The sequence below is a fragment of the Bradyrhizobium sp. 2S1 genome (assembly GCF_011516625.5).
GTDB classification, from domain to species: Bacteria; Pseudomonadota; Alphaproteobacteria; order Rhizobiales; family Xanthobacteraceae; genus Bradyrhizobium; species Bradyrhizobium septentrionale.
In genome coordinates this window covers 7,742,392-7,761,475 of the sequence record NZ_CP147717.1, presented here as the reverse complement: position 1 = coordinate 7,761,475, position 19,084 = coordinate 7,742,392, and the positions used below count along the sequence as shown (strand labels likewise).

At 63.4% G+C, this 19,084-nt stretch carries 21 protein-coding genes and 2 tRNA genes; 10 read left to right on the top strand and 13 right to left on the bottom strand.

Annotation, left to right across the window (positions count from 1 at the left end; genetic code table 11):
* Window positions 1-125: 125 nt before the first annotated feature.
* The 3 genes from HAP54_RS36705 (at window position 126) to HAP54_RS36695 (ending at window position 2,475) form a co-directional block, all read left to right on the top strand.
* Window positions 126-1,322, top strand: a complete 1,197-nt coding sequence (locus HAP54_RS36705) for a bifunctional 2-C-methyl-D-erythritol 4-phosphate cytidylyltransferase/2-C-methyl-D-erythritol 2,4-cyclodiphosphate synthase (RefSeq protein WP_166295410.1) — start codon at window positions 126-128, stop codon at window positions 1,320-1,322.
* 1 nt (window position 1,323) lies between these two features.
* Window positions 1,324-1,923, top strand: a complete 600-nt coding sequence (locus HAP54_RS36700) for a CinA family protein (RefSeq protein WP_029084148.1) — start codon at window positions 1,324-1,326, stop codon at window positions 1,921-1,923.
* A gap of 171 nt (window positions 1,924-2,094) precedes the next feature.
* Window positions 2,095-2,475 carry a BA14K family protein gene (locus HAP54_RS36695; protein WP_166295408.1) on the top strand — a complete coding sequence of 127 codons (381 nt, stop codon included), beginning with the start codon at window positions 2,095-2,097 and terminating at the stop codon, window positions 2,473-2,475.
* 101 nt (window positions 2,476-2,576) lie between these two features.
* On the opposite strand, the gene HAP54_RS36690 is transcribed toward HAP54_RS36695, so the two are convergent.
* The 3 genes from HAP54_RS36690 to lipA form a co-directional block, all read right to left on the bottom strand.
* On the bottom strand, window positions 2,577-3,044 hold the full coding sequence (locus HAP54_RS36690; protein WP_166295406.1) for a type II toxin-antitoxin system RatA family toxin: 468 nt from the start codon (window positions 3,042-3,044) through the stop codon (window positions 2,577-2,579).
* Window positions 3,044-3,580, bottom strand: coding sequence for an AAA family ATPase (locus tag HAP54_RS36685; RefSeq protein WP_166295404.1), 537 nt, complete (start codon window positions 3,578-3,580; stop codon window positions 3,044-3,046). Before HAP54_RS36685 ends, HAP54_RS36690 begins: the two co-directional genes overlap by 1 nt.
* A gap of 77 nt (window positions 3,581-3,657) precedes the next feature.
* On the bottom strand, window positions 3,658-4,617 hold the full coding sequence (gene lipA, locus HAP54_RS36680) for a lipoyl synthase (RefSeq protein ID WP_166295402.1): 960 nt from the start codon (window positions 4,615-4,617) through the stop codon (window positions 3,658-3,660).
* Between the two features lie 189 nt (window positions 4,618-4,806).
* Between lipA and HAP54_RS36675 the strand changes: the two genes are divergently transcribed.
* Window positions 4,807-5,427, top strand: a complete 621-nt coding sequence (locus tag HAP54_RS36675) for a DNA-3-methyladenine glycosylase (RefSeq protein WP_029084153.1) — start codon at window positions 4,807-4,809, stop codon at window positions 5,425-5,427.
* A gap of 3 nt (window positions 5,428-5,430) precedes the next feature.
* On the opposite strand, the gene HAP54_RS36670 is transcribed toward HAP54_RS36675, so the two are convergent.
* The 9 genes from HAP54_RS36670 to HAP54_RS36630 form a co-directional block, all read right to left on the bottom strand.
* Window positions 5,431-5,817: a VOC family protein gene (locus tag HAP54_RS36670; RefSeq protein ID WP_166295401.1), complete on the bottom strand. Its 387-nt coding sequence runs from the start codon at window positions 5,815-5,817 to the stop codon at window positions 5,431-5,433.
* Window positions 5,818-5,832: 15 nt separating this feature from the next.
* Window positions 5,833-8,700: a valine--tRNA ligase gene (locus HAP54_RS36665; protein WP_166295400.1), complete on the bottom strand. Its 2,868-nt coding sequence runs from the start codon at window positions 8,698-8,700 to the stop codon at window positions 5,833-5,835.
* Between the two features lie 233 nt (window positions 8,701-8,933).
* Complete coding sequence (locus tag HAP54_RS36660; protein WP_166295396.1) at window positions 8,934-9,668, bottom strand: PopZ family protein; 735 nt, start codon at window positions 9,666-9,668, stop codon at window positions 8,934-8,936.
* 334 nt (window positions 9,669-10,002) lie between these two features.
* Window positions 10,003-11,385 (bottom strand): TolC family outer membrane protein, encoded by a 1,383-nt coding sequence (locus HAP54_RS36655; RefSeq protein WP_166295394.1) that lies wholly within the window; start codon window positions 11,383-11,385, stop codon window positions 10,003-10,005.
* A 213-nt stretch (window positions 11,386-11,598) separates the two neighbouring features.
* Complete coding sequence (locus HAP54_RS36650; RefSeq protein ID WP_166295392.1) at window positions 11,599-12,264, bottom strand: protein-L-isoaspartate O-methyltransferase family protein; 666 nt, start codon at window positions 12,262-12,264, stop codon at window positions 11,599-11,601.
* A 122-nt stretch (window positions 12,265-12,386) separates the two neighbouring features.
* On the bottom strand, window positions 12,387-12,566 hold the full coding sequence (locus HAP54_RS36645; RefSeq protein WP_166295390.1) for a hypothetical protein: 180 nt from the start codon (window positions 12,564-12,566) through the stop codon (window positions 12,387-12,389).
* Between the two features lie 132 nt (window positions 12,567-12,698).
* Window positions 12,699-12,773: transfer RNA gene (locus HAP54_RS36640), tRNA-Asn, on the bottom strand.
* Between the two features lie 281 nt (window positions 12,774-13,054).
* Window positions 13,055-13,423: a hypothetical protein gene (locus tag HAP54_RS36635; RefSeq protein ID WP_166295388.1), complete on the bottom strand. Its 369-nt coding sequence runs from the start codon at window positions 13,421-13,423 to the stop codon at window positions 13,055-13,057.
* A 103-nt stretch (window positions 13,424-13,526) separates the two neighbouring features.
* A complete protein-coding gene (locus HAP54_RS36630; protein ID WP_166295386.1) occupies window positions 13,527-14,012 on the bottom strand; it encodes a DUF1772 domain-containing protein in 486 nt (161 codons plus the stop codon).
* 91 nt (window positions 14,013-14,103) lie between these two features.
* Here HAP54_RS36630 and HAP54_RS36625 point away from each other — a divergent pair, with 91 nt between their 5' ends.
* A complete protein-coding gene (locus tag HAP54_RS36625) occupies window positions 14,104-14,775 on the top strand; it encodes a TetR/AcrR family transcriptional regulator (protein ID WP_166295384.1) in 672 nt (223 codons plus the stop codon).
* Window positions 14,776-15,193: 418 nt separating this feature from the next.
* Entirely contained in the window at window positions 15,194-15,376 is a 183-nt protein-coding gene (locus HAP54_RS36620) for a hypothetical protein (protein WP_029084163.1), read from the top strand.
* Window positions 15,377-15,419: 43 nt separating this feature from the next.
* On the opposite strand, the gene HAP54_RS36615 is transcribed toward HAP54_RS36620, so the two are convergent.
* Window positions 15,420-15,493: transfer RNA gene (locus tag HAP54_RS36615), tRNA-Cys, on the bottom strand.
* A 340-nt stretch (window positions 15,494-15,833) separates the two neighbouring features.
* Between HAP54_RS36615 and HAP54_RS36610 the strand changes: the two genes are divergently transcribed.
* Genes HAP54_RS36610 through HAP54_RS36595 form a run of 4 tightly spaced genes read left to right on the top strand, consistent with a single transcriptional unit; the run spans window position 15,834 to window position 18,963 of the window.
* On the top strand, window positions 15,834-16,883 hold the full coding sequence (locus HAP54_RS36610) for a hypothetical protein (protein ID WP_166295358.1): 1,050 nt from the start codon (window positions 15,834-15,836) through the stop codon (window positions 16,881-16,883).
* Complete coding sequence (locus HAP54_RS36605; RefSeq protein WP_166295356.1) at window positions 16,876-17,232, top strand: STAS-like domain-containing protein; 357 nt, start codon at window positions 16,876-16,878, stop codon at window positions 17,230-17,232. Before HAP54_RS36610 ends, HAP54_RS36605 begins: the two co-directional genes overlap by 8 nt.
* Window positions 17,233-17,236: 4 nt before the next feature.
* Window positions 17,237-17,587, top strand: a complete 351-nt coding sequence (locus tag HAP54_RS36600) for a hypothetical protein (RefSeq protein WP_166295354.1) — start codon at window positions 17,237-17,239, stop codon at window positions 17,585-17,587.
* Between the two features lie 41 nt (window positions 17,588-17,628).
* Window positions 17,629-18,963 carry an IS1182 family transposase gene (locus HAP54_RS36595; protein ID WP_166202952.1) on the top strand — a complete coding sequence of 445 codons (1,335 nt, stop codon included), beginning with the start codon at window positions 17,629-17,631 and terminating at the stop codon, window positions 18,961-18,963.
* Window positions 18,964-19,084: the final 121 nt, after the last annotated feature.

The window sequence follows — 19,084 nt, the reverse complement described above, 5'->3', positions numbered from 1 at the left end:
CAAAATCTGCTTTTCCCACAGTCATCGGCAAACGCTCTGTTTTTGCGCAGCGGTCATGCTAAGGGCTGTCCGCGGCGATCCCGCCGCCCTCTCCACATCCCCGATTCGTCTGTCATTGGTTCAAAATGCCGAAGTCTGAGCGTACCGCAGCCATCCTTGTCGCAGCCGGCCGTGGACTGCGCGCCGGCGCCGGCGGGCCGAAGCAATACCGGACGATCGGCGGCCAGACGGTGATCTACCGCGCCATGGAGGCGTTCTCCGGACATCCGGACGTGTTCGCGGTGCAGCCGGTGGTCAATCCTGACGACGCCGCGCTGTTTCGCGAAGCCGTCGCGGGCTTGCGCCATCAGCCGCCGACGCCGGGCGGCGCGACCCGTCAGGCCTCGGTCCATGCCGGGCTCGAGGCACTCGCAAGCGAGAAGCCGGACATCGTGCTGATCCACGATGCCGCGCGCCCCTTCGTCACCGCAGCTGTCATTTCGCGCGCGATCGCCGCAGCCGGCCGAACCGGCGCCGCGATCCCCGTGATTCCCGTCACCGACACGATCAAGCTCACGGGCGATACCGGTGATGTCGAGGCGACGCCGGAGCGCGCGCGCCTGCGCATCGCGCAGACCCCGCAGGCGTTTCGTTTCGACGTCATCCTGGAGGCGCATCGTCGCGCTGCGCGCGAAGGCCGCAGCGATTTCACCGACGATGCGGCGCTTGCCGAATGGGCGGGATTGACGGTTGCGACGTTTGAAGGTGATCCTGCCAACATGAAACTCACCACACCCGAAGACTTCGTGCGCGAGGAAGCGCGGCTCGCCAGCCAGCTCGGCGACATCAGGACCGGCACCGGCTACGACGTGCACGCCTTTGGCGACGGCGACCATGTGATGATCTGCGGCGTGCGCGTGCCGCACACCAGAGGATTCCTGGCCCATTCCGACGGCGACGTCGGACTGCACGCGCTGGTCGATGCGATCCTCGGTGCACTGGCCGACGGCGACATCGGCTCGCATTTCCCGCCGAGCGACGCCAAGTGGAAGGGCGTCTCCTCCGACCAGTTTTTGAAATATGCGGTCGAGCGCGTCACGGCGCGCGGCGGGCGGATCGCCAATCTCGAGGTGACGCTGATCTGCGAGCGGCCGAAGATCGGCCCGCTGCGCGACACCATGCGGGCGAAGATCGCGGAGATTTCCGGCGTCCACATCTCGCGCGTGGCGGTCAAGGCGACCACCAGCGAACGGCTCGGCTTCACCGGCCGCGAGGAAGGCATCGCGGCGACCGCGAGCGCCACGATCCGCCTGCCCTGGAACGAAAACGGCTGGAGTGCCTGATATGGGCGGCAGCGACGCTCGTGCCCTCTCCCGCTCGCTGCTCGACCTTTGCCGGATGCGCAAGCTGACCATCGCGACTGCCGAATCCTGCACTGGCGGCCTGGTCGCGGGGGCGCTGACCGACATCCCCGGCTCTTCCGACGTCATCGACCGCGGCTTCGTCACCTATTCGAACGAGGCCAAGCGGGTCATGCTCGGCGTCAAGGCGGCAACGCTGGAGACATTCGGCGCGGTCAGCAAAGAGACCGCGACCGCGATGGCGATCGGCGCGCTGGAAAAGGCCGGCGTCGACCTCGCGGTCTCGATCACCGGCATTGCCGGTCCCGGCGGCGCGACACCGGGCAAGCCGGTGGGCCTGGTGCATTTCGCCGTCGCCGCGCGCGACGGCCGCATCCTTCATCGTGAGCAGCGGTTTGGCGCAATCGGCCGCAGCACCGTCCGCCAGCGCTCCGTCGTCGAAGCGCTGCGCATGCTGATGGAGCTTGCGCGGCCGCCGCAGGCCGCCAAGCCGCGCCGCGAGACCGCCAGCCGGCTGCGGCCACGAGTGGCCCGTTCGCCGCGCAGCCACGCCGCGAAACGCCGCCGGCCGCCGCGCGGATAAGCCCTACGAGAGTCGAGTCGCGCGAACGGCCGCTTCACACTACCTTGTGTCAACTGCGGCCCAGTGACGCCATCTCAGGTGGAACTTTGACGTCGCCTCGCCGTTTTCTGTTCTTCCAACTCTGCTGTTTCAATTGTTCTTCGAACAGCAAAATCCCACAACAAGGAGAAAATGATGAAGTTGGGAACCTTGGTCGTGGCCGCAATCACCACTGGCGCCATGACGCTGTCGACTGTCGCCCCCTCGTTCGCCGCTCCGCTCGCGCCTGCGCGGTTGCAGGACCAGCCCACCTCCGTCGAGCATGTGCAGTACCGTCACTGGCATGGCGGCGGCCCGCGTTACGGTTATCGCGGTGGATACCGGCATGGTGGCGGCGGAAACGGCGCGGCGATCATCGGCGGGCTTGCCGCCGGCGCGATCATCGGTGGCGCAATCGCCGCGAGCCAGGCCAAGGCCAACAACGACGCCTATTGCTCCCAGCGCTTCCGCTCCTACGACCCCGCTTCGGGCACCTACATCGCATCCGCCGGCGTGCGTCGCTCCTGCCCGTAAGGACAGCGCGCACCATACGCATCATCCGTCATGCCTGGCCTTGTGCCGGGCATTTGCGTTCCGGGGAAGCCACAATTTGAGCCGCGGACGAAGCGGGTTCGTTATGTCGACAGCTGAGGCTTCCCGTAAACCTGGTCCGCGCGCTTCTCGAACGCCGCGGCGAAGCGCGAGAACGCGGCGTCGAACATCGAGCCCATCAGCATCGCCAGCATCCGGCTCTTGAACTCGTAATTCAGGAAGAAGCCGACATCGCATTCGGTCTCCGACTTCGGCTCGAAGCTCCAGCGATTCTCCAGATTGCTGAACGGGCCGCGCAGATACTCGACCAGGATCTTCAGATTGGGCCGGTCGAGCGTCACCCTGCTGGTGAAGGTTTCCCGCACCAGCTTGAAGGAGACCGTCATGTCGGCCACCACGACTTCGGTGCCGTCGTCCCTGGGCGTGCGCTGGCGGATCTTGAGCGACTGGCACAGCGGCACGAACTCCGGATAGCGCTCGACGTCGGCGACAAGATCGAACATTTGAGGTGCGGTGTGGCGGACCCGCCGCTTGCTTGAGAATCGAGGCATCAGTGGATACTCGCACGGTTTTGCTTGCGTGCGAGGTCGCCGAGGTAGGCGTCGGCTTGCGCCCGGCGCGTAAAGCAGACGAAAGATTGATCGGGACGCAAGCCTTCGAAGAATTCGATCAGGACGGGCCGCTGCTGCCGTCGGTAGGTCCAGACATAGCGGAAGAATTCGAGATCGATCTTTTCGGGACAGCCTTCCGCCATCTCGGGCCTGACCTTGCCATAGCTCTTTGCGATCCGCGTCAGGATGCCGACCATGCAGGTCGACCGTGGCAGGTCGAACCAGATCACCGTATCGGCGAGTTGCCGACGCAACTCGCCTGCGCTTTTGGTGTAGTTGCCGTCCATGATCCAGCGCGGCTGCTGGGTCACCTCGGTCATGCGGCGCCCGAATTCCTCCCGGTTGGACGCAACCCAACCGGGTTTCCAGAACAGCGCGTCGATCGACACGGCCGGAATGCCCGTCATCTCGGACAGCCGCCGCGCAAAGGTCGACTTGCCGGATCCCGACGATCCCATCACCAGAACGCGTTGCATTGGTTCAGTCCGCAGCTCAATCAAGCAATAGGGCGCGGTGATGCCGGTTCACCGCACGTGTTTAACGCACCTGGCATCTAGCGGCCGCGGGCCGTGCGCGCCGCCTGCAATTTCGCAAAATCCTCGCCGGCATGATGCGACGAGCGCGTCAGCGGGCTAGCCGACACCATCAGGAAACCCTTGGTATAGGCGACGCGCTCATAGCCCGCGAATTCGTCCGGCGTCACGTAGCGCATCACGGCGTGATGCTTGCGCGTCGGCTGCAGGTACTGGCCGATGGTCAGGAAATCGACCTCGGCCGAGCGCAGATCGTCCATCACCTGCAGCACCTCGTGCCGCTCCTCGCCGAGCCCGACCATGATGCCCGACTTGGTGAAGATGGTCGGGTCCATCTCCTTGACCCGCTGCAGCAGCCGGATGGAGTGGAAATAGCGAGCGCCGGGACGGACCGTCAGGTAACGCGACGGCACGGTTTCCAGATTGTGGTTGAAGACGTCGGGCTTGGCCGCGACCACGCGCTCGAGCGCGCCGTCCTTGCGCAGGAAGTCGGGTGTCAGGATCTCGATCGTGGTGGTCGGACAGCGCGCGCGGATGGCGCGGATCGTCTCTGCAAAATGCGCGGCGCCGCCGTCGGCGAGATCGTCGCGATCGACCGAGGTGATCACGACATGGGCCAGGCCGAGCTTGGCGGTCGCCTCGGCGACGTATTCCGGCTCATGGGCCTCAAGCGCGCCGGGCATGCCGGTCTTGACGTTGCAGAATGCGCAGGCGCGCGTGCAGGTATCGCCCATGATCATGAAGGTGGCGTGCTTCTTGTCCCAGCACTCACCGATATTGGGGCAGCCGGCCTCCTCGCACACCGTGACGAGGCCGTTCTCCTTCACGATCTTGCGGGTGTCGGCATAGCCGCGCGTATTCGGCGCACGGACCCGGATCCAGTCCGGCTTCGGCGGCGACACGGCATCCGGCCGGTTCACCTTTTCGGGGTGACGCGGGCGGACGGGCGTGGAGGAGATGGTGTCGACGATAGTGACCATAAGGAGCCTGCAAGTCGCGAGAGCATGATCCGGAAAAGTGGCGACCGGTTTTCCGACCAGATCATGCTCCCAACCAAAGGGCTTAGCTAATCGGTGTTGGCGCGGCTCGCAACCCGCGCGGCGACCCTAGCAGACCAGCCGATATATTGGCAGTCTTGCGGCCCGTTCCACGCCGATTCCCACCTCAAAATGGCTCAAAAACCCCGATCGACAAAACCCCGATCGACCCCTGCGACCGCGCCGCGCCTCGGCAAGGCGCTGAAACGCTCCTTCTTCGATCGCAGCGTCCACGAAGTCGCGCCCGACCTGATCGGCACGACCTTCCTGGTCGACGGCGTCGGCGGCATCATCACCGAGGTCGAGGCCTACCATCACACCGAACCGGCAGCCCATTCGTTCAACGGGCCGACCCCGCGCAACCAGGTGATGTTCGGCCCGCCGGGCTTCTCCTACGTCTACCGCTCCTACGGCATCCATTGGTGCGTCAACTTCGTCTGCGAGCAACCAGGCTCGGCCAGCGCCGTGCTGATCCGCGCGCTCGAGCCGACCCACGGACTGGCCACGATGCGACGGCGGCGCGGAGCGGAGGACGAACGCGCATTGTGTTCGGGACCCGGCAAGCTCTGCGAGGCGCTCGGCATCACCATCGCGCACAGCGAATTGCCGCTGGACCGTCCGCCGATCGCGCTCCACGCGCGCCTAGAGGCACCCGACATCGTCGCTGGCGTGCGGATCGGCATCACAAAGGCCGTCGACCTGCCCTGGCGTTACGGGCTGAAGGGATCGAAATTCCTCAGCAAGCGGTTCTGAGAGTCACACGGCGTGATGGCAGACGGCCTCGATCCGGTTGCCGTCGGGATCGCGCAGGAAGGCTGCATAGTATGAGGTGTGATAGTCGCGCAGGCCGGGCGCGCCGTCGTCGGTGCCGCCGGCAGCGATCCCGGCATCCCAGAACGCATCGACCTGAGTGCGCCATTTCGCCTTGAAGCACCAGTGGCGGCCCAACGCCTCCTCCGGCCTCGCGCCCTTGCGGATCGAGAGATAGACGCGGTCCGGATAGGCCGGCCGCGCCCGCTCGCCATAGCCGAGCCAGTCGTCGCGGCGGCCGACCTTGACCACGTCGAGCACCTTCATGATGGCGTCGTAGAAGCGTTCGGCCGCGGCGATGTCGGAAACCGTGATGGAGACGTGGTCGAGCATCGCCGCTTCCGTCCGCTATGACGCCTTCTTCAACCGCTCGATCGCTTCGAGGATCTTGGCGCGACGCTCCAGCGCGGCTTCGCGCTTTTCCTTCTCTTCCTCGACGAGCTCTTCCGGCGCGTTGGCGACGAACTTCTCGTTGGCGAGCTTGGCGTCGACCCGCTTGATGTCGGCGTCGGCCTTGCCGAGCTCCTTCTCCAACCGGGTGCGTTCGGCCGCGAGATCGATCACACCCTTCAGCGGAAGCGCGACGACCTCACCGCGCACGAGAAGCTGCACCGCGCCTTCCGGCGCCGCGTCGGCGAAGGAAATGTCCGACAACCGCGCCAGGCGCTTGATGGTGTCGTTCCAGCGCCGCGCGCGATCCCGCGTCTCCTCGGAGGCGCCCGCGATCACCAGCGGCGTCAGCGTCGACGGCGGGATGTTCATTTCCGCCTTCACCGAACGCATCGCGGTGACGAGATCGACGACCCAGCCGATCTCGGCCTCGGCTGCGGGATCGTTGAACTCGTCCGCATCCAGCGCGGCAATCACTGGCGGAATGATCGGATCGACAACCGGACCGGCGGTTGCGATCGCCACCAGCTGCTCGCCGGTCACACCCGACTTGCGCGGCCAGGACGCCAGCACCAGCAGGCCGTCGCGCTTGGCCGTCACGGCCCACAGCTCTTCGGTGATGAAGGGCATGAACGGATGCAGCAGCTTGAGGATCTCGTCGCGCGTCCAGGCGATCATGGCGCGGGTCTCGGCCTTGGCCGCACCCTCCTCGCCCATCAGCACCGGCTTTGCGAGTTCGAGATACCAGTCGCAGAACACGTTCCAGACGAAGCGGTAGATAGCGGCCGCCGAATCGTTGAAGCGATGATCCTCGATCGTCTCGGTCACCTCGCGGGTGACGCGCGAGGTCTCGTGCGCGATCCAGCGGTTCAGCGTTTCCTTGACGCCCTTCGGATCGAAACCGTCCGGCTTCACGCACTCGTTCATCTCGGCGAAGCGGCAGGCGTTCCAGAACTTGGTCGCAAAATTGCGGTTGGTCTCGACCAGATGCGGCGACAGGCGGATGTCGTGGCCCTGCGCCGCCTCGCGGGTCAGCGCGAAGCGCAGCGCGTCGGCGCCGTACTCGTCGATCACGCCGAGCGGATCGATGACGTTGCCCTTCGACTTCGACATCTTGGCACCCTTCTCGTCGCGGACGAGACGGTGGATGTAGACGGTCGAGAACGGCGCCTGCTTCATGAAGTGGAGGCCCATCATCATCATGCGGGCGACCCAGAAGAAGATGATGTCGAAGCCCGTGACCAGCGTGTTGGTCGGGTAGTAGCGCGCGACCTCCGGCGTGTCGTCGGGCCAGCCCAGCGTCGAGAATGGCCACAGCGCCGAGGAGAACCAGGTGTCGAGCACGTCCTCGTCCCTGACGATGAAGCCCTCGCGCTTGGCGGGGTCAGTGGCCATGTCGTGGCCCTGCTCCGGCGTGATGACCTCCTGCTCGACGTAATAGCCGAGCGCATTGCCGACCGCCTCTTCCTCGGTCTCGGCGACGAACACCTTGCCGTCGGGCCCGTACCAGGCGGGAATCTGATGGCCCCACCAGAGCTGGCGCGAGATGCACCAGGGCTGGATGTTCTCCATCCACTCGAAATAGGTCTTTTCCCAGTTCTTCGGCACGAAAGTGGTTTCGCCCGAGCGCACCGCCGCCATCGCCGGCTGCGCCAGCGTGTGGGCGTCGACGTACCACTGGTCGGTCAGATAGGGCTCGATCACGACGCCGGAGCGGTCGCCATGCGGCACCATGTGGGTGTTGGGCTCGATCCGCTCGAGGAAGCCGAACTCCTCCAGCCGCGTCACGATCTTCTTGCGCGCGGCGAAGCGCTCGATGCCGTGAAACTCTGCAGCGAATTCGGCGGCGCCTTCCGGCAGGCCGCGCAGATAGTCCTCATTGTCGACCAAGCTGAGGCTGCCCTCCTGGTCGAGCACGCTGATCTGCGGCAGGCCGTGGCGCTTGCCGATCTCGAAGTCGGTGAAGTCGTGCGCCGGCGTCACCTTGACCGCGCCCGAGCCTTTCTCCGGATCGGCCACATCGTCGCCGACAATCGAAATCTTGCGGCCGACCAGCGGCAGGATGACGTGCTGGCCGACCAGATCGGTGAAGCGCTCGTCGTCCGGATGCACCGCGACCCCGGTGTCGCCCAGCATCGTCTCCGGACGCGTCGTCGCGACCACGATGAAAGATTTCGGATCATCCGGGCTGAAACTGCGGCCCTCGATCGGATAACGCAGGTACCAGAGGCTGCCCTTGACCTCGACCTGCTGCACTTCGAGATCGGAGATCGCGGTGAGCAGCTTCGGGTCCCAGTTCACAAGGCGCTTGTCCTTGTAGATCAGCCCTTCGCGGTGCAGCTCGACGAACACCTTGACGACGGCGCGCGACAGGCCCTCGTCCATGGTGAAGCGCTCGCGCGACCAGTCGCAGGACGCGCCGAGGCGCTTGAGCTGGTTGACGATGGTGCCGCCGCTCTCGGCCTTCCACTGCCAGACCCGCTCGAGGAATTTGGCGCGACCCATGTCGCGGCGGCCCGGCTCCTGCCGCTCCATCAGCTGGCGCTCGACCACCATCTGGGTGGCGATGCCGGCGTGGTCGGTGCCGGGCTGCCACAGCACGTCACGGCCGCGCATCCGCTCGAAGCGGCACAGGATGTCCTGCAGCGTGTTGTTGAGCGCATGGCCCATGTGCAGCGAGCCGGTCACGTTCGGCGGCGGGATCACGATGGTGAAGGGCGCGGCGTCCTTGCGCTCAGGCCGGCCGGCCTTGAACGCACCGCTCTCCTCCCAGATCTGGGCCATGCGGTGCTCGATATCGGCGGGCTGGTAGTTTTTCTCGATCATGACAATGCGCTGTGGACCATGGGAAAGGTTAGAAAGCCGCCGGAGCGCACCAAGTCAACCGGACCGGCACGTCAAAACGGCGTTGAGAGCGTTTTCGAGCGAAGTGGATACCAGTTCGCGTGAAGAAAACGCGTCAAAACAGGGATCTAGAGTTTCGGCTCTGATCTTATCAGAAGCGAAACTCTGGGGCATTTGGGGGCTGAATGAGGGCTGCCAAGCCCCTGCGGCAGGGGCTATCGCCCGCGGGATACCCGCTCGATCTCGGCCTTGACGATGCGCTCGACCAGCCCCGGCAAATTGTCGTCCAGCCAGGACTTCAGCATCGGCCGCAGCATCTCCTTGACGAGATCCTCCAGCGTCCGGGCATTGTTGCTCAGCACGGTGTTGGCCAGCGAATTGAAGGCGGATTCGACCGCCCGCATCGTGGTTCCCGAGATGATCTGCTGCATCGGCGCGGTCTCGATCGCCGGCGGCTCGCGGACAGGTTCTCGCGCTGGTTCCGGAGCCGGCGCACGGGTCCGGGCTTCCGTGAACTCGACATCGTCCTGTGGCTCGACCTTGCGGAACGAGGGCGCGGGTGCCGGGTCAGGCAGCGCCATGTCGTCGGTGAGCTCGAACACATCGGCTTCGGGCTGCGATGGTCTGATCTCGGCTGCGGGCGTCGCCTCGTCGAGGCTGGCCAACAGCGAATCGATATCGTCCTGGCTGTTGCTGGCCGCAGCAGGCGCAGGCGGCGGTGCCTTCGGCGCGGGCGCGGCGGCCTTCGCGGCCGGGGGCGATGCGGGCGGCGGGCTCTTGATCACGGGCTTGGCTGCGGGTGGTGCCGGCTCGACCTTCGGCGGCGGTGCCGCGGCAGCTGCCGGCTTGTCGGCCGCGCCCGGCTTCGCCTCGTCGTCGGCAATGATGCGACGGATCGATGCCAGGATCTCCTCCATCGAGGGCTCTTGGACCTTCGCAGGTTGCGTCATCTCCGACTCCACATCGAAACGATTTTACATCAAGCCCGAGAGGATTCGCCGGTTCCGATGATGCGTGCGGAGAATTTCATTGCTCCCGCCCGACTTGTCCCCAGATCAAGCCCGCCCGAGGCTTTGTGCAAGCTTCGTGTCGTCCAATGCAGCGTGATCACAGGTGGCGTCGCACCTGTCATCACGCTGCGCCAGCTCGCCGCGAATCGCCTTGCTGCCCGACAAAACGGTATGTCAGGGCAAATATCGATTGCAAGCAGACGCGCCAGTTCATGGTCCTGATTAACTCAGAACCACAAACATGGCGCGACAAGCGAAGATGACCTGAAGGTGTTTAGCGGCCGTCGGGCGTGCGCACGCCGGCCCAATTGTCACGAACCTGCTGATAATGCACGCTCGGATCGTAGACGCTGGTCGGAAGGCCCATCACCTGCGGCGACAGACGACCGATGAAGTTCAGCACGTTGTAAGACGCGACGACGCGGTCGTGCTGCGCGGTAACGAGCGAATTGCGGGCGTTGACAAGCGCCTGCTGCGCGTTGAGCACGTCGAGCGTGGTGCGCTGGCCGGCCTTGGCCTCTTCACGGACGCCGTTCAGCGCGATCTCGGACGCGGACACCTGAGCCTGCGCCGATGCCACCTGCGATTTGCCGGCGACCAGCTGGCCCCATGCGGTGACCACGTTGGCGCGCGCCTGATCCCGCGTCTGTTCCAGAACCTGGCGCTGCTGCGCCAGCGATTCCTTGGACTGCCGGATCAGCGAGTATTCGCCGCCGCCCTGATAGATCGGCAGCGACACTTGAACCCCCGCCGAGGCATTGAAGAGGCGGTACACGGTCAACTGCGTTTCATAGCCCTGGCTGACCGACAACTGCAGCCCAACTGTCGGCAGCAGCGCGCCCTCGGCAACCTTGGTCTGCAGGTAATTGATGTCGACGCCGTACATCGCGGAGGTGACGTTCGGGTTCTGGGTCAGGCCGAGTTCGACAGCAGCCGAGAGCGTCGCTGGCAGGAACCGGTCGACTGGCGAGCCCGGTGCGAGATTCTGCGGCTCGGTGCCGATGATGCGGCGATAGTTCGACCGCGTCGTCGTCAGGTTGGATTCCGCGGTGAGCTGCTGGGTCTTGCCGGCCGCGAGCTGGGCCTCGGATTGTGCAACGTCGGTCCGCGTCACTTCGCCGACGTTGAAGCGGTCCTGGGTCTGCTTCAGCGTCTGTTCCAGCACGCGCGTATTGCTGCGCTGGACTTCGACGATCGCGGAGTCGCGGAGATAATCCATGTAGATGGTGGCCGCGCTCAAGAGCACGGTCTGCTCGAGCGCACGCAACGCTTCACGTGCCGACGATACCTGGCTTTCGGCAGCGCGCACCCTCGGCGCGTTCTGCGCATTGTATAGCGACTGGCTGGCGGTGATGCCAACGCTCCGCGGCCTGCTAACGCCGGACAGAGCCGGGGTCCCCGGCGTCAATTGCTCATCGGTGTATTGTCCCCCGGCAGTCGCGGTCAGCGAGACCTTCGGGCGGTAACCCGAGAGCGCTTGCGGAACGTTTTCGTCAGTCGAGCGCACCAACGCACGCTGTGCGTTGAGCTGGGGATTATTCTGGTAGGACCGCACCAGCGCGGACTCGATCGTTTCGGCGAGCGCGGGCACAGGGCCCATCTCCGCCAACAGAAGGACGGCAGTCGCAGCCGCGGTGATAACCTTCACCCCACGCATCCCCGGTAATCCAATCATTTAGTCGCCGTCTCCCCACGCACGTCAGTCCGGCGGTCGCTTCAGTCGAAGTGAGTCCGGCCTCACCTTAGTCCGCAGCTAAGGCCAACGGAACCACCCAGCAACGGATCACGGTCGAAACTCTTCACATGGGGCAAACGGGCCACACTTCTGATTCGGAACGGGATTTTATCAGCCACTGCGCCGCGGTAGTGGTCAGAAGACGAAGGCGGGAAGCCGCTCGAATCCGGGCAAAACGGGGGCCGTGGCGTCGAACAGCTCGCGATGTCCGAAATCGCCGTGGGAGTGAGTCACAAGGGTGGCCCGCGGCGGCGGCGTCAGGCCGAACACCCCGACCAGCCGGCCCCCCTCCTTGAGCTGGCCAAACAGCCCGGCCGGAATGATCTCGGTCGCGCCATTGAGGACGATGACGTCAAACGGCGCGCCAGCGGCATCGCCGTCGGCGGCCGCTGCGGCCTTGCCCGTCGCATTCTGGATGCCGAGCTGGGCGAACGCTGCGGTCGCTTTTGCGGCGAGCGCCGGATTGCTCTCGGTCGCGCAGACCTCGGCGGCGAAGCGCGCCACGATGGCGGCGGCGTACCCGGTTGCGCAGCCGACCACCAGGACGCGGTCGGTGGCCTTGATCTCGGCGGCCTGCAGCATCCTGGCGAGCAGCGCCGGCGTGATCAGGCAGCGCTTGGCCGCGCCGCCCTCGGCCACATCGAGATCGAGGTCGAGATAGGCCAGGGCCTGCTTGCTGGCCGGCACGAACACCTCGCGGGGCACCGTCAGCATGGCTTCGAGAATGCGATCATCGGTGACGTCGCTCGGACGCACCTGACCATCGACCATGTACTGGCGCGCGGTCGAAAAACCGGTCATTGGCTGGACCCTGCAAGGCGCGGCATTGCCGCTGGAGAAGCTAGAACAGGGCCATCTTTTGAAACAAGCTCCGCCAAAACGCAACACGCCGTTGGCGTGCAAAATGCGCCCCGCTGTGCCGTCTATTCGATCGTGACGGCAAGCCGGCCGATCAGGCGGGCCACTTCATCGAGATGCTCGGAATCATGCTCCTCGACCGCTTTCGCGAGCCGGCGGACGCACTCATCGTCGCTGATCTCAGGCGCATCATTCGGAACGAGCGTCGGCTGCGGCATCGACAGGTCGATCAGGTTAATGGACATCGAAATCACCTCTCAAGACCCGGCAAGAGGAAGTGTCGACCGCTATTGAGTCGATTTGACGACGTTTCTTCTCTGTCCGCAGCAGGCCACGGGCTTGTGATCGACGATGAGGGCTATTGATGGGGCCAAAACTGGCTCCCCGGGCTGGATTCGAACCAGCGACCATTCGATTAACAGTCGAATGCTCTACCGCTGAGCTACCGAGGAATAGGCGAACATATGTTCGCGAGCGGGCAGCGTATAACAAAGCCTTTCGGCCTTGCAAAGAACCAAATGGGGGACCCGGTGAAACTTTAGCGGAGACGGTAAACCGCTGACGTACAAGGGTTTGCCCCCATCCCGGCGTGAAATATGCTTGGCCCGCCCGCCCCGGCCGCCCAAGCTGCAGGCGCCGGGAACACCGCCGGCGCGACGATCGCGCCGCGCCCGTGATTCTGTCTTGGATTCCATCTTTTGGATCCCGTCTTGGGCACCACCCGCCCCCGACATCACTCTGCAATGAACGAGGTCGTCTTGGTGCCGGGGTCGTAGCGCAGCCTCAGGACGTTCAGCTTGCAGAGGTTGACGTTCTTCCACAGCACCGACTCGTCGTAATTGGCCCAATCGACCTTGATGTTCCAGACGCAGCCTTCGTCGTCGTTGCCGAACTCGACATAGGCAGTTTCCTGGTTCTTCAGGGTGGCCTCGAGTTCGTTCTCCCATTCGTCGAGGCCGTCGTCGGGCCCGTTGAAGCCGAGAAACTTGATGGCATATCCGGTCTCGTTGACCACGGAAACGTTGCGGTTATCAGCGGCCCGCGCGGGTGTCGTGACCAGCGCCAGTCCCATCACAAGCAATGCCGGCAAAATAGACTTCATCGAAATCCTCCTGGCAGTCGGCCGCACATCGGCGTGCGGTGTCACCTCCTTAGCGACCGTGCCGCACGGGTACAAATCGTGCACAGAATGCGAAGAGCTGGGTTTAGCGCGCGGCGATCGCGACGATGAACAACGCGGTCGCGGCAATCGAGGCCACCGTTCGCACGTGGTTCCACAAGGTCCAATCGGTCAGATAGAGCGCCCAGACCGGTGCCGCCGCCGCGCTCGCGGGGGCCGTCGCCGCAAGCTGGTCGTTCAGCGGCACATTGAAGACAACAGTGACGACGAACATGCCGACGACATAGATGACGCCGCCGCCAATCATCGCAATCGCGCCCGGCTCCTGCCATCGCAGGGCGCCGAGCACGACCAGCGCGGCGCAGGACAGCGTGGTGCCGAAGAAGACCGGCATGAACAGCGAGCGGACGATGTCGACATTGATCGCGTTCATCGCCGAGATCCCGGCAGCCTGGTCGATACGGCCGAGCGCGGTCATGACGAACGCGGAAAAGGCGAAATAGAGCCCGGCGAGCAGGCCGCAGCCGAGCGCGGAAAACCACAGCAAGCCCCAGGTCAGGACATGGCGCATCGTTCCAGCTCCAAATGCGAGGGATACTCGTATTTGTGAAATGCGATAAACTCTCGTATTAGAGACGTCAACCCGGTTGCGGAGGAGAAGGATGGCGAGACGAAAGGCCGCGCCTGCGGCAGCGGCAAGGGCCGCGCCCTCGGGAGAGGCTCCCCTGCCCGGGCTGGCGCGGCTTGCCCCGACGCAGCAGCGCAGCCGCGAGCGCTTCGAGCGCATCCTCGCCTGTGCGACCGAGATCATGGCGGAAAAGGGCAGCGAGGCGTTCCGCATGAGCGACATCGTCGAACGCAGCGGCGTCGCATTCGGCTCGCTCTACCAATATTTCCCCGACAAGGCCGCGATCATCGGCACGCTGGCGGAACGCCATAACGCCGTCGGGCGCGATTGCGTCCGGCGCGATCTGGCGACTGTGACGGCCGCGCGCGACCTGCACCCGGCGCTGTGCCGGATCGTCGACAGCTACTACGAGATGTTCATGCGCGAGCCTGTCATGCGCGACATCTGGCAGGCGACCCAAGCCGATCGCGCCCTGCAAAAGCTCGATGCGGACGACATGGCCGTGCTCTCCGCCCTGCTGTCCGATGCGGTCAGACGGGTTGCGCCCGGCATGCCGGCCGCCACCCTCACCAATTTCTCAGGGCTGACCATGACGCTGATCGCCGCCGCCGTGCGTCACGCAATCACGCTGCCGCCGAAGAAGGCCCGCCAGGTGCTGACGCAGTTCAAGACCATGCTGCCGCAGGACCTTGCCAGGCTGACGTGACCACAATCGCGCAGACGTCGGGAATTTCCTCTGCGCAGAGGCGATAGACAGCGGGCCTACGCCGTTCGAGACCCTGCCCGCGGCGCCCGACACTGTCCCGCTGGCGAACCATGCCGAGGATCGATGCCGCATGCGATTGGCGACTATCCTGCGATCCTTGCCTCACTGTCACGGCTTCCTAAAATTGTTGCTACATTTGACGGCTATGAATATCGCCGGGAATTCCGGGAAGAGTTTTTCGCAAGATGTGATTTGTCTCACACGAGGTGCGGCCATGCCGACCTAGGTTCCCCACGGGGTCAGGGATTCATTAACCAAAGCGGGCGCCATCGTTCTTTTCATAAAATTCGAACGATTCGCTCAATCCGGACCGAAGACAGTTTTGCGACCATGGCGCTCTCGAACCTCGGAGAGCGCGATGAGCGACGTCGAATTTGATCTGCTGCTGGACGCCGTGCGAACGGCGATCGCGCCCATTGCTCAGGAGGATTTCGTGGCCCAGCCTTCGCCCCGCATTCAGCCGCCGCCGCGCGCTGCCAATGACAACCAAGCGCCGTGGCCGCTGATTCCGTTTCCTGAAGGTTGGTACGCCGCAAGCTGATGCGGCTTCTCATGTGTTGGCTGCAAGCCATTGATGAGATGAGTGGAGGCCACGACCGGAATTGAACCGGTGTACACGGTTTTGCAGACCGTTGCGTCACCACTCCGCCACGTGGCCCCAACGCGGGCGGATCAATATAGACCTTCAAGGGCTTAGGCAACTCCCCTCACGTCGTTTCCCGCACAGTTCTGAAACTCGAAAGCCGTGGGAATTCTGAAACTGGCGTGCCCGGTCTGTTCTTGCTTCGAAATTCCAGTTTCCCTCTCCTCGTTCAAAGGTCGAACTCGAGCTCGCTGGTTCCGTAGAGGAATCAATGGTAGGCGGGGCTTTGACAATCCATGCGTGCAGGCCATGCCGCACTCTTCCCATGAAGCGAATTAGCCCAGTCCAAAAATCGCGGCGTCTTGCTCTCCTGCGTCGGCGGCGGCGACGGGAGCACAAGCATCAGTACAACAAGGTGATCAAGGCCCTCCGTGCTGCGCACCGCACGGCTCGCATTGCCAAGTACCAAAAGGAGTTTGGAGCCCGTTATCAGGTTGAGGTGCCCAGCCACAGAGAGCGGGTTCCGATCATGATCCCTGAGACGCTCTCTCTCCGCGACAACTACGACGAAACGGTCGCCGTCCTTGAAACCATGCGAGAACTTGTCTTGGGTCAGAGGACTCCGGTCTTTCTGTATTTCAATCAGTTGAAGCACTTGGAACCGGCTGCGGCGCTGCTACTCGTCGCGGAGGTTTTCCGCTGTCGCCAGCTCCGGATCTGGCGGCACGAAGCATCGATCACGGGGAATTACCCAGTGGATTCCGCGATCTTCTTTCAGCTTCGCGAGATGGGCTTTTTCCACGTCCTGGGTCTTACCGCTATGGAGGAGGTGACCGACAAACGTCCGCAAGGCGAACGCCCGTATTACGTTCACTTCCGAACGATGAATTCAGTCCATCCAGAGCTGGCAGCTCGATTTTGCGACCTCATAGCACAAGGCGCCTTTGAAATGACGCCACTAGCCAAGAACCGAATGGTGGCGGCCCTGAAGGAAGCGATGGGAAACGCGCACGAGCACGCCTACGTGATGAAAAGCGAGTACGACTACATGCCCCGCCGCTGGTGGCTGGCGGGCTACGTTAACCCTGCCCACAAGGAAATGATGGTCCTGATCTTGGATCAGGGTGTTGGAATACCAAGAACCCTGCCGCCGACCGCATTTGAGATGCTCACCGCGATTTTGAACGCCAGCTGGGGCCCTACCGACGGAAACATGATAGCAGCGGCTACCGAGTTGCACCGCACATCAACGGAACAAAGGGGCCGCGGCCGAGGTTTCCAGGACATGAAGAGGTTTATCGACACCTGCGACGATGGGGAACTCCGGGTTTGCTCGAACCGGGGCGCGTATACATATACCAAGGAGCACCAGACGATCGCCGATTTTCCCTCGTCAATCGGTGGAACACTGGTACAGTGGCGTGTCAGGCACGAAGGAGCGGCGTTGGAGATTGTAGATGAGTGAACGAACGATCTCACTTGCTCGCGATTTCAGCCGCCACATCGGCCCTCGTTTCATTTCGCAGGGCCCCTTTAGCGGCGAAAAATTCCGCAAGCAAATACTCCAAGAGCTGAAGAAGCACGACACGATCGTGGTGGACCTTGATGGCACTACAGGCATCGGTTCGTCTTTTCTTGACGAAGCGTTTGGCGGCCTTGTATTCGCCGAAGGCATGTCGAAGGTCGATGTGCAGCGACGCGTCAAGGTGAAGTCTAATCTTGATGAAAGCTATCTTCTGACGGTGAAGGAAGCTATCGAACTAGCCAAGCCTGGTGCAGCTTCGAACTCGCGCGTCGACGTGCACGCGCATTGACGGCATGGCCGACCCGGTTGTTATCAACGTCGGACCCAGTTCTCAGACGCAATCTTTCACCATTCACTTGGACCAGCGCCCACCGAGCTGGACAGATCTTGCGGTCTATGCGCCAACACTTCCGGGCTTGGTGGTCGCTCTGTTCGGATTGTGGGTAGCCCACAAGTTTGCGGCGATGCGCGATCGTCGCAAAGAAATCCTGGAGCTTCGAGAGTCCACCAAGGATGCGCTGATGGAAGCCGAGGAGGCGTGCGTAGCGGCGTGGATCACCCCGCAGGGCGCCGATCGACAAGCGGCAGTACTGGACGCAAAGAGCAAGCTCCAAACGCTAGGCACTAGGAGCTTGTCTGGATAGTCGCTGTTCAAATCTGGTCGGGTCTGATTCAACATTGGGCGATGAGCAAGTATTTTCGGCCTTGGAACATCGATCAGACGCTGCTTCTGCCGCCGAATGTGCAGGACTTCGTGCCGAAAGGCCATGTCTCGCGGTTTATGGTTGATCTGGTGCGGGAGAGCCTCGATCTCAGGGAGATCATGGGCAGCTATGTGAGCGGGCTTGGGCAGCCGCCGTTTGATCCGCGGATGATGGTGGCGCTGCTGCTGCATAGCTATGCGAGTGGGCTGTATTCGTCGCGTCGGATTGCCAAGGCCTGCCGGGAGCGGAACGATTTTGTGATGATCGTGGCGCTGGATGCGCCGGATTTTCGGACGATCAGCGACTTTCGCAAGCGACATTTGAAGGCGCTCGGCGCGCTATTCGTGCAGGTTCTGAAGTTGTGCGAGACGGCCGGGCTGGTCAAGCTCGGTCATGTCGCGCTGGATGGTACGAAGATCAAGGCGAACGCGTCGAAACACAAGGCGATGAGTTATGAGCGCATGAAGAAGCGCGAGGCGGAATTGAAGGCCGAGGTCGCTCGCATGCTGGCGGCCGCCGAGGCGGCGGATGCCTCGGAGGATGAGACTTTCGGCAACAGCGACGAACTGCCGGACTGGACCGTCGACAAGCAGAAACGGCTGGCGAAGATCCAGCAAGCGATGGCGGCGCTGGAAGCGGACGCCAAACTGGCGGCGGAGGAAGAGCGCCGCATCGAGGCCGAAAAGGAACAGCAGCGCCAGGCCGAAGGCCGCAAGAAGCCGGGCAAACCGGCGGCGCTGCCATCGGAGGAACCCAATCCCAAGGCGCAACGCAACTTCACCGATCCGGAAAGCCGCATCATGAAGTCGAAGGATGGCTTCGTTCAGGCCTATAATGCCCAGGCGGCCGTCGATGCACATGCCCAGATCATTGTCGCGCAAGAACTGACCCAGCACGGCAGCGATCAGGGCCAGTTGGTGCCCCTGATCGAGGCCATCGAGAGCAATCTTGGCCGCAAGCCGCGGCAGGCCTCAGCGGATTCCGGCTACTGCAGCGAAGCCAATCTCGAAGCGCTCGACACACGCAGCATCGATGGCTATGTCGCGCCCGGACGCGCCAAGCACCCGACAGTAGCGAACGGAAAAGTCGGCGGCCCGCTGACACAGGCCATGCGAAAGAAGATCGACGATGGCGGCTTCGAAACACCCTACCGATTGCGAAAGCAAGTGGTGGAGCCGGTGTTCGGGCAGATCAAACAGGCAAGAGGCTTCCGCCAGTTCCTGTTGCGGGGCATCGAGAAAGTGCGCGCCGAGTGGACAATGATCTGCACCGTCCATAACCTCCTCAAGCTGTTCAACCTCGCAAACGCAGCCTGAGCCTGCTACTCTACAACAAATGCCCGTCACGAAAACATATCTGGACGGGCTCCTAGCGCTACAGATTTGAAGCGACGCACCAAACGGGGATTGTGGACTCACGTTCGACATGTTTTTGTTG

Excerpts from the sequence above, each read along its gene's own strand:
- HAP54_RS36620 (WP_029084163.1), top strand. The coding sequence starts at position 15,194 with ATGAGCGACGTCGAATTTGATCTGCTGCTGGACGCCGTGCGAACGGCG.
- HAP54_RS36600 (WP_166295354.1), top strand. The coding sequence starts at position 17,237 with ATGGCCGACCCGGTTGTTATCAACGTCGGACCCAGTTCTCAGACGCAA.
- HAP54_RS36705 (WP_166295410.1), top strand. The coding sequence starts at position 126 with ATGCCGAAGTCTGAGCGTACCGCAGCCATCCTTGTCGCAGCCGGCCGT.
- HAP54_RS36595 (WP_166202952.1), top strand. The coding sequence starts at position 17,629 with ATGAGCAAGTATTTTCGGCCTTGGAACATCGATCAGACGCTGCTTCTG.
- HAP54_RS36605 (WP_166295356.1), top strand. The coding sequence starts at position 16,876 with ATGAGTGAACGAACGATCTCACTTGCTCGCGATTTCAGCCGCCACATC.
- HAP54_RS36635 (WP_166295388.1), bottom strand. The coding sequence starts at position 13,423 with ATGAAGTCTATTTTGCCGGCATTGCTTGTGATGGGACTGGCGCTGGTC.
- HAP54_RS36675 (WP_029084153.1), top strand. The coding sequence starts at position 4,807 with ATGGCTCAAAAACCCCGATCGACAAAACCCCGATCGACCCCTGCGACC.
- HAP54_RS36650 (WP_166295392.1), bottom strand. The coding sequence starts at position 12,264 with ATGACCGGTTTTTCGACCGCGCGCCAGTACATGGTCGATGGTCAGGTG.
- HAP54_RS36670 (WP_166295401.1), bottom strand. The coding sequence starts at position 5,817 with ATGCTCGACCACGTCTCCATCACGGTTTCCGACATCGCCGCGGCCGAA.
- HAP54_RS36660 (WP_166295396.1), bottom strand. The coding sequence starts at position 9,668 with ATGACGCAACCTGCGAAGGTCCAAGAGCCCTCGATGGAGGAGATCCTG.
- HAP54_RS36625 (WP_166295384.1), top strand. The coding sequence starts at position 14,104 with ATGGCGAGACGAAAGGCCGCGCCTGCGGCAGCGGCAAGGGCCGCGCCC.
- HAP54_RS36665 (WP_166295400.1), bottom strand. The coding sequence starts at position 8,700 with ATGATCGAGAAAAACTACCAGCCCGCCGATATCGAGCACCGCATGGCC.
- HAP54_RS36655 (WP_166295394.1), bottom strand. The coding sequence starts at position 11,385 with ATGCGTGGGGTGAAGGTTATCACCGCGGCTGCGACTGCCGTCCTTCTG.
- HAP54_RS36700 (WP_029084148.1), top strand. The coding sequence starts at position 1,324 with ATGGGCGGCAGCGACGCTCGTGCCCTCTCCCGCTCGCTGCTCGACCTT.
- HAP54_RS36630 (WP_166295386.1), bottom strand. The coding sequence starts at position 14,012 with ATGCGCCATGTCCTGACCTGGGGCTTGCTGTGGTTTTCCGCGCTCGGC.
- HAP54_RS36690 (WP_166295406.1), bottom strand. The coding sequence starts at position 3,044 with ATGCCTCGATTCTCAAGCAAGCGGCGGGTCCGCCACACCGCACCTCAA.
- HAP54_RS36695 (WP_166295408.1), top strand. The coding sequence starts at position 2,095 with ATGATGAAGTTGGGAACCTTGGTCGTGGCCGCAATCACCACTGGCGCC.
- HAP54_RS36645 (WP_166295390.1), bottom strand. The coding sequence starts at position 12,566 with ATGTCCATTAACCTGATCGACCTGTCGATGCCGCAGCCGACGCTCGTT.
- HAP54_RS36685 (WP_166295404.1), bottom strand. The coding sequence starts at position 3,580 with ATGCAACGCGTTCTGGTGATGGGATCGTCGGGATCCGGCAAGTCGACC.
- lipA (WP_166295402.1), bottom strand. The coding sequence starts at position 4,617 with ATGGTCACTATCGTCGACACCATCTCCTCCACGCCCGTCCGCCCGCGT.